Consider the following 13,600-nt stretch of genomic DNA (forward strand, 5'->3'; position numbering starts at 1 on the left):
GTTACTGTTCATTTTCTGCCGATGAATCTTTCATCACCATGATGGACGCAGAAAGCCCGAATCGAAGATCAACATCTTCTGGAAGTTCTTGGATTGAGATTCGCACCGGAATACGTTGTGCTAAGCGAATCCACTGAAATACAGGGTTCACGTTTGGAAGAAGGTTGTAGCCGACCGTGCCGTCTTTCGGCGCAATACCCCAACCGATAGAGTCAACCGTTGCGTCAATTGGCGTGTCTGGGTGAGACATCAAAGTGACACGTGCTTGGCTACCCGGTTCGATTTGCGCGAGTTGGTTTTCACGGAAGAAACCAAACACCCAGAAACTGTTCTTGTCGATCAGCGCCAGCAGTGGCTGGTTTGCGACCGCTTGCGTACCGTTTCGAATATCGAGGTTAGACACAAAACCATCGACGGTCGCATAAACTTTGGTAAAGCTGAGGTTAAGGCGCGCTGATTTTAATTGCTCTTCTGCAGATTTGATTTGCAGTAGCGATTCTTCGTAAGCGATTTCACGACGAATCAGATCCTTGTGAGAAACCGCGCCGCGGTCTTTGGCGCGAATATCTTTAAGGCGGTCGTATTCGATTTTTTTACCGCGAGAGCTAACAATGGCGCGTTCTAGTGCCACTTCGGCTTGAGACAAAGCAACTTCGTAAGTCGCAGGGTCGATTTCAAACAGTAAATCGCCTGTTTTCACTTCTTGGTTGTCTTGCACCGCGACATTTACAATTGGGCCTGATACACGAGGAGCTACTTTGATGACGTTCGCGCGCACTTGGCCGTCGCGTGTCCAAGGGTTATTAAAATACTCTTCAAATTTTTGATAGCCGAGCCAAGCTGCGCCACCAAGAATGACAAGATTGAGTGCGATTACGAATAGTTTTTTCATCTTGTTTGGCACCTAAAATTGAATATAAAAGCTGTCGATGGCCACCACATAACCGACCATGATGGCAATAAACGTCAGAGACGGAAAAGCAATGAAGCGAGACAGACGTGTCTTGTTCAATATCATCACCGTTATCCACGTTGCCGTGACGGCGAGAAAGAGCACCAGTAACGTGGGAGAAAAGTAAATGTCTCCCCAAGAGAGTTCATGAGGCATTAGAGATCCTCCGTTTTGTTCTCATCACTGGTCTCATCCGGAGTTTCGAGGCGCAAAGGCGGCAATACGCGGTTTTCTTCATTTAAATAACCATCCCAGTCAGTTCGTTCTGTCATTTGCTTGGCAATAGATTCACTGAGGAAGGGTTTGCCTGTTTGGGTTTGCCAGCCTCCACCTAGGGCTTTGTAGAGCGCTACAACTTGGTTCGCGACGTTCCCTTTGATCGTTGCGTAGCTGTCTTCTGCACGGGTCATTTTCTCTACCGAGTTGAGCAGACGTTCAAAAGAGATTTGGCCGTTTTCGTACTGCGTCATGGAGATGTTGAATGCACGAATGGAAGAGTTGACCGATTGCAGACGTAAATCTTTTTGCTGCAAATACAGGTCATACGCTTCGATCGCATTGGTCACTTCGTTCACGGCTTGCAGCACTTTTTTGTTGTAGTTAGTCAGTGTTTCTTGGAAGCGAGCATCTTCGAAACGAATGTTATTTTTCACGCGCCCGTATTGGAAAATGTTCCAACTGAACGTTGGGCCAACCACCATGGTGAGCGAATCGCTAAAACTGAAACTGCTGCCATCGGGAACCGAACTGTCGATACCGATGGAGCCGAACAGTGAAAAGCTTGGGTAAAGAGCGGTTTCCGCCACGCCAATTTGCGCACTCTGCGCGCGAGCTTGCATCTCAGAGACTTGTAAATCCGGGCGGCGCATCACTAAGTTCGCATCCACTTGGGTATCCAACAGCGGTGGACGCGGCACAATGGAGCGCTCGTCGGTGCCCGATAACGCCGATTTTCTGCCTGTCGATTTGAACTGTTTTTCGTAGTCAGCAATTTGCTTATGCATTCCATCTGATTGCAGCAGCTCGTCTACTTCTTCCGGTAATGCACCTAGTAATAACGCCAACGCGGTACGTGATTGTTTCATCGCGACTTCGATACTCGGTAATGCCGCTTTGGTGGTATATAGTTGGTTTTTCGCCTGTTGAACGTCCAATTCTGTAACGTTGCCAGAGTCGAACTGCACCTGTGTAATGCGGACGACACGCTCTTGAATTTCGATGTTGCGACGAGACAGCAAAATGCGCTCTTGGAACGTGCGATAGTTAATGTAGTTACGCGCCACTTCGGCGGTGATGGTGACCATTATGTCGTGATACGACGCGATGGATGCGTAATAACCCGCTTCTGCCGACTCAATACCGCGAGCATACTTGCCCCAAATATCCATTTCCCACGCAGCATCAAACGACAGAGCGGCGTTGTTTACACCCTGATCATTCACGTAGGCACGCGCTAGATTTCCTGACACGGTTTGAACTTGCGGGTATTGCAAGCCAGTCGAAATGCCAAGCAATGAACGAGCTTGGACAATACGCAGTCCCGCGGCTTCTAAATCGAGGTTTTGTTTGCTCGCCAACTCAACCAGTTGATTGAGAGTTGAGTCATTAAATTGCTGCCACCATTGTTGTAGCTGTTGCTCTGATTGCTGCGTATCTTTGGCTGCTTTTTGCACCGACCAGTCACTTGGCATTGGCGCCTGCTTTGGATGAACATAATCTGGTCCGACTGTGGTACACGCACTGAGCCCGAGCAGAGAAAGTATGGCGAGGCTTGGTTTAGTTAGTTTTGGAAGCATCATATCCCCACCTTTAAAAACGCTTCTGTTGTAAGTTCACCCAATCGATATCCTCGTAGGTTTGCTTGCAATGCTTGATTGCTTCGAACACGTTCCGTTTTAAATTCAGCAAGATATAAAAACCGGCTATCTCTGAATAAGCGTAGTCAGATAAATCTAACTCACTAAAAAAATCTTCCAGTTTATCTTCGAATGATTGGTAGTCCTGACTGTATTGGTCGAATACGGAATCGAGTTCTTGTGTTGCTTGGTGGCTGGCTAAAGCGCCCGCCATCAAAGGAATGATGGAATCGCGGTGTTGTTGGCGAAGCTGAGTGATCAGCGGATTGGTCAGCAACTTTTTCTCGGCGGCCATTAAGATGTTGATGTGATTACTGAGTACATCACACGCTTTGCTAAACGCGCCAATCGCTTCTGGCGTGGTTTTGTCAAAGTGTTTGTGGTTGATTTTCGAACCCCACACCTTGAGCTTTTTCGATGAAACGTTGAGCGTCACCAAATGCAAGGCCCGTTTGAGCGGCGTGATAATCGAGCTGGATTGCTTCTGATAGGAGTCAAACAGCTCCCGAGTGTGCCTAAAATAGCGCTCTTTTATGGTCAAAAAGAGGTGTTCTGGTCGTGAGCTAAACGGGAAGTAGTGCGCGAAAATAATCATGAACACCACCATGTAGAACAACAGCATGATCGTCATGAGGATGCCGAAGTGATAAAACATGTTGTTGTCTAAACCGAGAACAAACAAGCCCACCATGTAGAAAATCGTCACTGGCCCGTTGAACAGATAAAAGCCGATAAAAGTGTAGATAAAAATGAACAGGCCAAGTTCTAACCCGAGATCCAATTGCGGAAGAATGAAGACGTAAGAAGGCACCGCGAACAAGAAGCCGAAAGTGAACAGCACAAGCAACAAAATCGGGTGCACAGGTACGAACGACAGCAAAGACATAAACATGGTCGAGAAGACTACGAACGAGTAGCCGCCTGGTGGATTGAAATAAATCCAAATCAGTCCTGCAACCCAATAAGTGACAAAGGTTTTGACCGCGGTTTTAAAGTTTTCTGCGTCCCACCATAGAAACTTGCCTTTCGGTTTTGGCAGTGGCACGTCAAAGGAGACATTGTTCGTCACAGAGTCAATGCAGCTAATGCTCTCCGCCAAACGCGACAAGTTTTGATGCATGAGCCCCAAGAGGTGCCCCAGCATAAGCGCAGATCCTTTCTCTAGGTGCGCTGCGTCTTCAAGCAACGCTTGGTTGTATTCGACTTTGAATTCTTGAGCACGAAAAGCGGGCTCTTTTTCGTCCCAGACTTGTTGGCAGGTATCAAATAGCGCGTCAATTTCCGCAACGGCTTGATCAAAGTTGCTGATGCTTTCACGGTCTTGCTGGTGGCTAAAGTGGCTGTGCGCCGCGACGGTCAATTGTTGCGTTACCTGCTTGTTCAAATGAACCGCAAAGCGCCACTCTTTCATGTAGGCCGACACGTCGCTGCATTCCACACTGACTGTAGCAAAACGCTGTTCGAGCGCATTTTGGGTGGCAAACATCTGTTCGATAAGAGAATCCACGCTAGGTTGTGGCTCTCCTGCTTCTGGATTTTCTTCTCCCTCTTGTTGAGGAGAGACTTGTCCTGCCGATTTTTGCTCGAAATTTTGCAGGATAGCGGTGAACAACGCGCGTTGTGCTTGGTTGAGTTGTTCGATGAGCTGTCTTAGATTTTGTTCTGTTTTGGTCGGGAATAAGAAAGTCCCCACGAGTGTGTAAACCACCACCCCAAACACCGTCATATAAGCGCGGTCAACGCCATAAAGAAACGCACCTTCTGCGTCACCGCCATTGGACATCATCAGCGTCATCACACCGGTCAGCATGAGTAACGTTGGATCTTTTTGATAGGCATTACGGAAGTAAAAAATGAAAGAGACCACAACCGACACGCTCAGCATGTACAGCAAGCGGTCTTGAGCAAACAATCCCACCAGTAACAAGCCAACGACGGCGCCAACCAACGTACCGAACACACGTAAGGTACCTTTGGCGAGGGATTCACGACGACTGCCTGTGGATGCAATCAGCATCACTGTGGTTGCGGCCGTCGATGCTTGCGGCCAACCCATGGCAAACGGGATTAGATAAGCCAGAGTCAGGCTAAGCGATACTTTAATAGCGAATTTTATTTTGTCGTTCATAGTGTCAAAGTTTGCTCAGGCTTATCGTTATAAGTTGATGAATTTCTTATGTGAATAATCAGAATCTTGTTCTGAATAAATTCGGGGGGCGGAATATAGCGGGTGAAAAAGTGTGCTTTGTAAACCCTTTGTCAAAACACAAAGTGCGTATTTGGCTCGATCTCGCGCTAGCCCTTGGCGTTATTGACGAAACGCCTAAAACGAGCAAAATCGCGATCTGTGACAATTCTCACTTTTGAAACAAAATCGTCGTGTTGTGTGAGCCAATTCTCACCTTATACCCTTCGCCTGATACTAAAGCAGGCCGCTCGTACCATCTGCAATGAGCTTTGCTGCTTTAAAAAGCATAGATGATGAATGGGTATTTGAGAGGGAAAGTTATTACTTTTTATCGGCTTGCCGGTTGTTTGCTTGTTTTTTTGGATCGAGATAAAAAAACCAAAGCGATACCACCAAGAATGATGCCACTGGTTAAAAGTGTATGCAGTGAAAGAGACTCGTGGAGTACGACGGTACCTAACAGCAAAGCAATGGCTGGCACGGAAAGTTGGCTGACGGCGGCTTGAAGTAAAGAGAGCTTACGCATGACTTGATACCAAAGCGTATACCCAAGGCCAGATGCAATGGCGCCAGACGTGATAGCGAGCAAGATTCCGCTCAAAGAGAGATAGATTGAGGACAGCATCAACGGTGATAGGAGTATGCCAATTATAGATGCAGCGATAAACCCCCATGTGATGCCACTACTTGGAGAAGGCGCTTGTTTGCCGAGCGCAGTAAACGCAGCCCAACAAACGCCAGAAATCAACATGAGAAGTGCAGAACAGATGTCGGGGCGAGTGGCAGATGGCAACATTAACCAAACAAAGCCAGCAATCGAAAGGCCGATACCGATGATTTCGAGAAACTGAAAGCGCTCACCTTGCCACCAATAGATGGCCAGTAACGTCAGTTGCACGGCACCAAACAAAAGCAAAGCACCGGTTCCTGTCGCCAGTTGTAAGTACGCGAAAGAGAAAAGGGCAGCGTAACCAAATAAAGCCATGCCAGAAAAAAAGCGAAAGCGAGAAGTTGGCCGATCGGTTTTCCACTGACCTCTCACGACAAGCAATGCGATTAAGGTAATCGCGCCAGATATCAATCGAACGAGAGTGAAGCTTCCTGCATCAATCAACCCTTCGGCCAATGCAAGTCGGCACAATAATGAATTGGCAGCGAACGCCAGCATCGTAATAGCAGTGAGTAAAAAGGTCGACATCCTTGGCCCTTAACGCAGAAATATGGATTGAGTGTAGCGTCAAACGACCTTTTTCATTAGTTGATAAAGTGATTAGTTATAGCCATCAGAGCGAGAAAATCATCAAAAATCACCAGAGAAAACCTGACCTTAGCCTGAGTGTTACTGTGGTAGGGGTGGTTGTTCGTACAATGACTTGATGGTGTTTTTCAACCATAGCAATTTGGGATTGTACGCATTGCGTTTATGCCAAATCATGGTAAATGGAATCAGTAACTTGTCTTGTTGAGTTTGGTCTAACGGAATTGGCAAGCACACCAAATCGAGATGCAGCTTTTCTGTGTAGCTTTTGCAATAGTGCGGCGCGGTGGTGATCATGCCATGAGTCGGCTGCGCTGCCATAAAAAGGGATTGCTCAAAGTTGGACATCGTCAGCCCGATAGAGCGCTGTAGCCCTAGTTCCGTTAACACTTCATCCAACGCCCAAGTTTCACTTTTTTCCCAAACAATATTGATGTGTTGGTAGTTCAGAAAGGTCTCGAGATTCCACTCTTGCTGTAATGCCGGATGATCTTTATGTAAATACACCATCGGCAGGTCATAAAATAGAATCTCAAAATCCAAGAAATACGGCAGAAGATCCAACGACTCTTTCGATCTAGGGTGACTTTCTCGGCCGGTAAAACCGATATCCGCCTCGCCTCGAATGATGGCGTCGAGTGAATCGTAATCCCAGTTACTGGTTTTTACTTTCGCTTCAGGGTATCGCTGGTGGATAGCGATGATGAGTCTGTCCAGCACCGTGAGCACTAATGGCGACTCAATCGTGATATCAAAACGCACTCCTTTAGGCGTAATATCGCTGCGTTTTTCTGCAATCTGGCTGCCAATTTGCAGCCATTCTGCAAGATCTTGCTCCATGCTTTGTGCCAAAGGCGTTGGCGCAAGACCTTTAGGTGTTTTGACAAACAAAGGATCATCGAACCAATGACGAAGTTTGTTGAGCGACTTACTTACGGTAGAGGGCGTAACGTTCAGCTTTTTCGAGGCTCTCGAGACGCTTTGCTCTTGCAGCAATAATTGCAGAGTGAACAGTAAGTTTAAATCAAGTCGCGCTAGGGATTTCTTCATAATGGGTATCGTGAACAGGCTTTGGAATCAATAGTATTAGAGCAAGGCTGATTACGCTACCTAACACTAAGATAAACACCAACATATTCAGAGCACTAACGCCGATGAAACCCATAAACCAAATATAGAACGCGGAACTACAAACTTGAGCAATGCCCAGTAACGAGCTTGCCACGCCAGCTTGTTGAGAGAATGGGCTGAGCGCTTGGCTCATGGCCACGCCAAAGCCACAAGCGAAGCCAGCGCAAATCAGCCCAAGTCCGAATACATAGTAAAGAGATTGTCCATCATGGAAATGGGCAGCACTGAGTACTATGGCTGCACAAGCGAGCAATACTTGAGAGGTGATCATTAAGGTTCGCTGCTTAAAAATCCCCAATGCCAATGGCGCCGAGAACGAAATCAACATGCTGATCGTCGCAGTCCCTGCCATGATGGAAGAATAGCCGCCGCGATCAAAACCAAGCATGCTCATCACGACAATTGGTGAAGCGTTAACAAAGGTCAGAATGGTGGTCACTCCAAGTGCAGTAATGATCAGCCTACTGATAAAAAATCGCTCGAAGAAAGTCTCTTGATGGCTCTCTGGCGTTGTCTGTTCTTCACCTTGTTGGCTGGGTAGTGATTCCTTGAGAACAAAAATGGCCAATACACTGACGAGAATGCCCATTCCTGCCATTGTGGTAAACAAACTCGGCCAAGGAAATTTCAGCATAATCAAGTGACCAATCACGGGTGCGATCACTGGGATGATACAGGTGATGCCATTGAGCATCGACAATACTTTCGCGCGGCGCTCATCGTCTAACGTGTCGCGTAAAATCGCGAACGCGACGACATAGCAAGATCCAGCTCCGATGCCTTGGCAAAAGCGAGCAATCAAGAAAGCGTTTGGTTGCTCAGCCATCCCGCCGAGAAAAGACGCGAGCACGAAGATCATCGCGCCGACGACGGCAACAGGCTTTCGTCCCACAGAGTCTGCAATTTTCCCCGCGAATAACATGGTGGTAGCCATGCCAGCTAAATAGATCGAAAACGCAATATGCAACTGAGATTCACTGGCGTTGAGATCTGACGCAATTTGAGGCAAACCAACAAGATACAAATCAATGGCAGTAGGGTAGAGTAAAACGAGTGCAAAACTACAAAGTAAAAAACGGGACATGGAAACCTCTCTATCGAATGGCGAGGATAATAGAGTGCTAAACGTTTGCCTGCGAGTGGGAAATACGACACTAGGTATTTCTATTTACGACATACCCTGTATGAATTGAGCATAAAAACAACAAGGAAGATTATGATTACTATTGAAAAGTATTCGCCCGAGCGACATGAACAAACTTGCGAACTTAGCGTGCTAGAAGAGCAATCGCAGTTTACGGTCGCGGATGTGGGTGAAATGCTGACACGTCTTGAACCTACAGAACTTCCGCATCTGATTTTGGCAGACGATGACGTGGTTGGTTTTTTTCTGTTCGATGCTGCTTACAGCGAGAAATACGATTTTTGCCCGAAAAACAGCTTAGGCGTGCGTGCTTTGCTGGTGGATCACCGTCATCAAGGCAAAGGCATCGCCAAGCAAGCCATTCAACAGTTTGCCGATTTCGCCAAACGCCATTATCCCGAGTTTGGTGCGCTTTATCTCACCGTGAATTGCCGCAACATACCCGCTTATCAGTGCTATTTAAAATCAGGGTTTGAAGATACCAATGAGCTTTACCACGGCGGCCCCGTTGGACCGCAGCACATTATGAGACAACCGCTTTAAGTTCGCTGTTGGGTGAGTGTTTGCATATGGCATTCAAACTTTTAACTACACAACATTTTAAGACACCAGTGTCATATATACTTTAAGTGTTTAAATGAACAATATGATGGAGTGTCTTATGGATTTTATAGAACGAGTTCAAGCTCTTTCCAAAAAAATTCCCCAAGTATCAGCGAGTTTAGCTACAGAAGAAGCAACAAAAAACGCATTAGTAATGCCATTTTTGCACTCTGTATTAGGTTATGATGTCTTTAATCCAAATGAGGTTATCCCTGAGTTTACTGCTGACATTGCTACGAAGAAGGGAGAAAAAGTAGATTACGCGCTGATTAAAGATGGGGTTGTACAAATTCTTATCGAGTGTAAAAAATTTGGTGAGCCATTGGCCACTAAACATGCTAATCAATTGTTTCGGTATTTTTCAGTAACCAATGCACGTATTGCGATTTTAACTAATGGATCTGAATATCAGTTTTTTACGGACTTAGACGCTCCAAATAAAATGGATGAAAAGCCGTTTTTGACTTTGGATCTTGCCAATCTTGATGAGCACGTAATTCCCGAAGTGAAAAAGCTTACCAAGTCTTCTTTTGATGTTGAGTCTGTAGTTGATGCTGCCGGCGAGCTCAAGTACCTCAATCAAATTAAAAAAGCACTTCATGAACAGTTTCAGAACCCTGAAGAGGAGTTTGTAAAATTCTTTACTTCAAAAGTGTACGATGGCGTCCAAACCGCAAAAGTCAAAGCACAGTTCATGGATATTACAACGAAGGCTCTAAAACAATTCTTGAACGACAGCATTAATGCTCGATTGAAATCTGCAATTGGTGGAGATGATAAAGCACCGATCAAGGTAGACGATAGCGTTAACACCTTTGAAGAATCTGTTGAACCCGTTCAAGATAAACCCAAAGTTCAAACGACAGATGAAGAGATCGAGGGTTTTAATGTCGTTAAAGCGATATTGCGACAACAAGTTGATGTACAGCGAGTGTGTGCCCGTGATACGCAAAGTTATTTTGGTATCCTGCTTGATGACAACAATAGGAAGCCATTATGTCGCCTTTGGTTCAATACCAAACAAAAGTACATTGGCCTCTTTGATGAAGCTAAAACAGAAACCCGTCATCCAATCGACTCGATTGATGATATTTTCAAATTTAGTGAGCAATTACAAAGTACGCCAGCACTTTACGAATAGACTTACATAGAAATGCAAATGAAGCTCCAACACATGATTTTTCTGATGTTTGTGTTGGGGCTTTTTTATTATTCAATCATCTTAGTTTCGTGCAAACCTAGGTATCTTTGAGGTTTGGATGGACATTTAACTTTAAAACATATAGTTAAGGTGACTTGGATAGTAAAAACACCAAGGATGGAAATATGAGAATTGAAATCGACGATTTAGAACGGCCGCAGGTGCTTGCGTTGTTGGAAGAGCATTTGCAGGACATGTACGCTACATCGCCACCAGAGAGCGTGCATGCGTTAGATGTAAGCAAGTTGAAGCTGCCTTCAATCACGTTTTGGACGGGGTGGGATGGTGAGCAGCTATTGGGATGTGTGGCAATGAGCCAACTAGAAGATGGTCACGCAGAGTTGAAATCGATGCGTACGACGCCGTCGGCGAGAAAACAGGGCGTGGCATCCCGCTTACTCAATCACGTGATTGAGCAAGCGAAACATCAGGGGATACAACGTCTAAGTTTGGAAACTGGGTCGATGGCATTTTTTGAACCCGCGCATCGCCTATATGAAAAACATGGCTTCGCGTACTGCGAGCCGTTTGGCGACTATCAACCTGATCCAAACAGCCGCTTTATGACACTAGCGTTGTAGCCCGTCGCGACTAAAAGTTAAAGTAGTAATTAGCTCCTGGCGAGATGAGTGATGCACGCTCACGCGCCAGTTGTTTTCTTCTCTCTCTAATACGCTTCGCGTTGTCTTTATCTAAGTTTGCATCCAATTGATGATCAAGGCGTGATATCTCCGCATCTAACGCATTAATGCGTTGTTGACGCTGATATTCTTGATGGCCTAACTGATAGTTTTTAAGGAAAAGATCGTTAGAGCAAACGCCATAGTAGGTTTTTCCTTCTACACCCACCGTGTAACCATTGTCTGGCGAACAGTAAAGAGTGGTGCCTTTATCAAAACCGTCTTGCCACTCAACGTGATTTGGCGTTACGCCTGCTTCGCGACAGTCTTTAATGTATTCGTACAAAATGTTTGGGTTGTTGCCTGAGCGGCCATCTTGGTAGCCGACGCGATACCAATCTGCGGTTTGGCATTGTTCTGGCGACATGCTGCTACAACCAGAAAGTAATGCAAACATGGCAAAGAGAAGCGCAATACGTTTCATGAAGTGGATTCCTTGTTACTGCGTTAGGTTCGCTGATTATAAATGAACAGTGTTCATTTCCAATAGATAAAATTAATAATTGCCGACTTATTGATGTGTTGCGCTTGTGAGTTTGTCGGCTTGAAGCAAAATTTTTTGCTTGTGGAACGAACGTTGTTCGTCAGTAGTGATGTTACGAATAGAGTACTTTGCGTGAAGGGAGAGGCGAGACTAGTGGGGTGGGAATCTCTTCGTAAGCTGCATCTATAAACAGTTGCCTGCGCGAATGTTACTTTTTCTCAGAGATTCCCATATCAAAAGCCCCTCGATCGAGGAGGAACGGGACTTTCGATAATTTTATGCTTAACTTTCAAATGAAAGTTTGTTGCCAAACGCGGATTTCCAGTCTTTATCAAATTGATCGACAGCCGACTGAACTGCTGGATGAGAAAACATCTGCGCGGCCACATCGACAGGCAAGGTGATCGCTTCAATGCCTAACTTCATCACTTCCATCGCTTGTTGGGTATTCTTAAAACTCGCTGCCAAAATTTTTGCAGGCAGTTGGTTTTGATCCAGTAGCAATTGCAGGTCTGCGACCACTTCTACACCGTTTCCGTTCATCGCATCAATACGGTTCACATAAGGCGCAAGATAGTCAGCGCCGCACAATGCCGCAAGGAAACCTTGCTGAGCAGAGTAAATAGCAGTGGCGAGTACTTGAATTCCCTCTTTTTTCATTAACTTAATTGCCGATAAACCTGTTTCGGTTGCTGGCACTTTGACGACCATATCATAGGGTAATTCATGGATTTGGCGCGCTTCTTCCACCATGTCTTCTACAGTTGTGCTCACCACTTGAGCATGGAAACGGGGTGTGCCCCCTAGCGCTTCTTGCATGCCAGCTAAGGTTTGGTTCAAGCCTTGTTTTGACTTCGCCAAAATACTTGGATTTGTGGTTACCCCTTTCAGAGGTAGGCATTGGTTAAAGCGTTTTACTTCTGCCACGTCAGCAGTATCTAAATAGAGTTCGATCATGGGTTCTACCTTATACAAAATCTTCGTTTTGATGATGGGATCACTATAGATCTGACAATCCGCTGAGATCTTGATTTCGATCAATTGTAATTTCAATTGAAACTATAGTAATTTCACAAAACGAAAGTTAAGTGGCAATATTTCATTATCAAGTGAAGCTTTCAGAAAAAGAAAAGCGTGAAAAGTAGAAGAGCAAACCAAGAGGCGGACAGCAATGTATTTCAATATTCAGAGGTTCTCGACCCACGATGGTGATGGTATTCGCACCATTCTGTTTCTGAAGGGATGCAGTTTGTCCTGTCCTTGGTGCCAAAACCCAGAAAGCCGCAGTGAAAAGCACTCTCTGCTGTTTGATGAGCGCAGTTGTATAGCGGACTGCCAGCTTTGTGTGTCGGCTTATAAACAAACCGTAAACGGCGACATGGCGAGCGATGGTATCCGACGCATTGACGATCAAATCATCATCAATCGAAAAGCCATGAGCGAAGCGCAGATCATTGCGCTGCGAAACGTATGTCCAACACAAGCGCTCAGCATATGTGGAGAAGCGGCGAAATCGGACGACTTGTTTGAAGTGTTGATGAAAGACAAGCCTTTTTACGATCAAAGCCAAGGTGGCGTGACGTTTTCTGGTGGCGAGCCGCTGATGCAGCCAAATCTTGTGGCAGAACTTGCCGAACGTTTGCATCAAAACCACGTGTCTACGGCGGTGGAGTCGTGCATGCATGTTCCGTGGAAAAACGTAGAAAAAGTCGCGCCATATATTGATTGCTGGTTAGCGGATCTTAAACACACCGACGAAGAAAAGTTTCTCCGCTGGGCGAAGGGATCGTTAAAACGCATCAAAGACAATTTTAGAAAATTGGCACCAATTGCCAAACGCATTGTGATTCGCGTGCCGGTTGTGCCGGGCTTCAATGACACCATTGATGAGCTCAAAGCGATCATTGATTTCGCTGCTTCATTAGAAAGCTGTCAAGAACTCCACTTGTTGCCTTACCACACCCTCGGCATCAATAAATACCGTTTGCTCGATATGCCTTACGAGTGTTCTGACAAACCATTAAATAATCCAGAACTGCTAGAAAACGCAATGCAATACGCAAGCGAACATACTCAACTTAACGTGATTGTTAGAGGTTAACC

Annotated in this window: 13 protein-coding genes; 4 read left to right on the plus strand and 9 right to left on the minus strand. The window is 45.8% G+C overall.

Annotation, left to right across the window (positions count from 1 at the left end; translation table 11 throughout):
* Position 1 precedes the first annotated feature (1 nt).
* The 7 genes from L3V30_RS14000 to L3V30_RS14030 all read right to left on the minus strand — a co-directional run bounded on the left by L3V30_RS14000 (position 2) and on the right by L3V30_RS14030 (position 8,469).
* Positions 2-892 carry an HlyD family secretion protein gene (locus tag L3V30_RS14000; RefSeq protein ID WP_006740779.1) on the minus strand — a complete coding sequence of 297 codons (891 nt, stop codon included), beginning with the start codon at positions 890-892 and terminating at the stop codon, positions 2-4.
* 12 nt (positions 893-904) lie between these two features.
* Entirely contained in the window at positions 905-1,108 is a 204-nt protein-coding gene (locus tag L3V30_RS14005; RefSeq protein WP_005462724.1) for a DUF1656 domain-containing protein, read from the minus strand.
* Positions 1,108-2,751 carry a TolC family protein gene (locus L3V30_RS14010; protein WP_237309135.1) on the minus strand — a complete coding sequence of 548 codons (1,644 nt, stop codon included), beginning with the start codon at positions 2,749-2,751 and terminating at the stop codon, positions 1,108-1,110. Before L3V30_RS14010 ends, L3V30_RS14005 begins: the two co-directional genes overlap by 1 nt.
* 10 nt (positions 2,752-2,761) lie before the next feature.
* Positions 2,762-4,936, minus strand: coding sequence for an FUSC family protein (locus L3V30_RS14015; RefSeq protein ID WP_237309136.1), 2,175 nt, complete (start codon positions 4,934-4,936; stop codon positions 2,762-2,764).
* A gap of 388 nt (positions 4,937-5,324) precedes the next feature.
* Positions 5,325-6,194 (minus strand): DMT family transporter, encoded by an 870-nt coding sequence (locus L3V30_RS14020; RefSeq protein ID WP_170902735.1) that lies wholly within the window; start codon positions 6,192-6,194, stop codon positions 5,325-5,327.
* Between the two features lie 141 nt (positions 6,195-6,335).
* Positions 6,336-7,304 (minus strand): HTH-type transcriptional regulator YidZ, encoded by a 969-nt coding sequence (gene yidZ, locus L3V30_RS14025; RefSeq protein WP_237309137.1) that lies wholly within the window; start codon positions 7,302-7,304, stop codon positions 6,336-6,338.
* A complete protein-coding gene (locus tag L3V30_RS14030) occupies positions 7,279-8,469 on the minus strand; it encodes an MFS transporter (protein WP_237309138.1) in 1,191 nt (396 codons plus the stop codon). The genes yidZ and L3V30_RS14030 overlap by 26 nt, the downstream gene beginning before the upstream one ends.
* Positions 8,470-8,601: 132 nt before the next feature.
* On the opposite strand from L3V30_RS14030, the gene L3V30_RS14035 reads away from it, so the two are divergent.
* The 3 genes from L3V30_RS14035 (at position 8,602) to L3V30_RS14045 (ending at position 10,914) form a co-directional block, all read left to right on the plus strand.
* Complete coding sequence (locus L3V30_RS14035) at positions 8,602-9,072, plus strand: GNAT family N-acetyltransferase (RefSeq protein ID WP_237309139.1); 471 nt, start codon at positions 8,602-8,604, stop codon at positions 9,070-9,072.
* A gap of 118 nt (positions 9,073-9,190) precedes the next feature.
* Positions 9,191-10,273, plus strand: coding sequence for a type I restriction endonuclease (locus L3V30_RS14040; RefSeq protein WP_024701019.1), 1,083 nt, complete (start codon positions 9,191-9,193; stop codon positions 10,271-10,273).
* Positions 10,274-10,458: 185 nt separating this feature from the next.
* Positions 10,459-10,914, plus strand: a complete 456-nt coding sequence (locus L3V30_RS14045; protein WP_025499054.1) for a GNAT family N-acetyltransferase — start codon at positions 10,459-10,461, stop codon at positions 10,912-10,914.
* A gap of 10 nt (positions 10,915-10,924) precedes the next feature.
* On the opposite strand, the gene L3V30_RS14050 is transcribed toward L3V30_RS14045, so the two are convergent.
* Together L3V30_RS14050 and L3V30_RS14055 are read right to left on the minus strand one after the other, a co-directional pair.
* Positions 10,925-11,437: a DUF2799 domain-containing protein gene (locus tag L3V30_RS14050; protein WP_226421305.1), complete on the minus strand. Its 513-nt coding sequence runs from the start codon at positions 11,435-11,437 to the stop codon at positions 10,925-10,927.
* A gap of 342 nt (positions 11,438-11,779) precedes the next feature.
* Entirely contained in the window at positions 11,780-12,454 is a 675-nt protein-coding gene (locus tag L3V30_RS14055; protein WP_237309140.1) for a fructose-6-phosphate aldolase, read from the minus strand.
* A gap of 214 nt (positions 12,455-12,668) precedes the next feature.
* Here L3V30_RS14055 and L3V30_RS14060 point away from each other — a divergent pair, with 214 nt between their 5' ends.
* Complete coding sequence (locus tag L3V30_RS14060; RefSeq protein ID WP_237309141.1) at positions 12,669-13,598, plus strand: glycyl-radical enzyme activating protein; 930 nt, start codon at positions 12,669-12,671, stop codon at positions 13,596-13,598.
* The last annotated feature ends 2 nt before the right edge of the window (positions 13,599-13,600 follow it).

This window comes from Vibrio sp. A1-1, from assembly GCF_021728175.1.
GTDB lineage: Bacteria > Pseudomonadota > Gammaproteobacteria > Enterobacterales > Vibrionaceae > Vibrio > Vibrio diabolicus.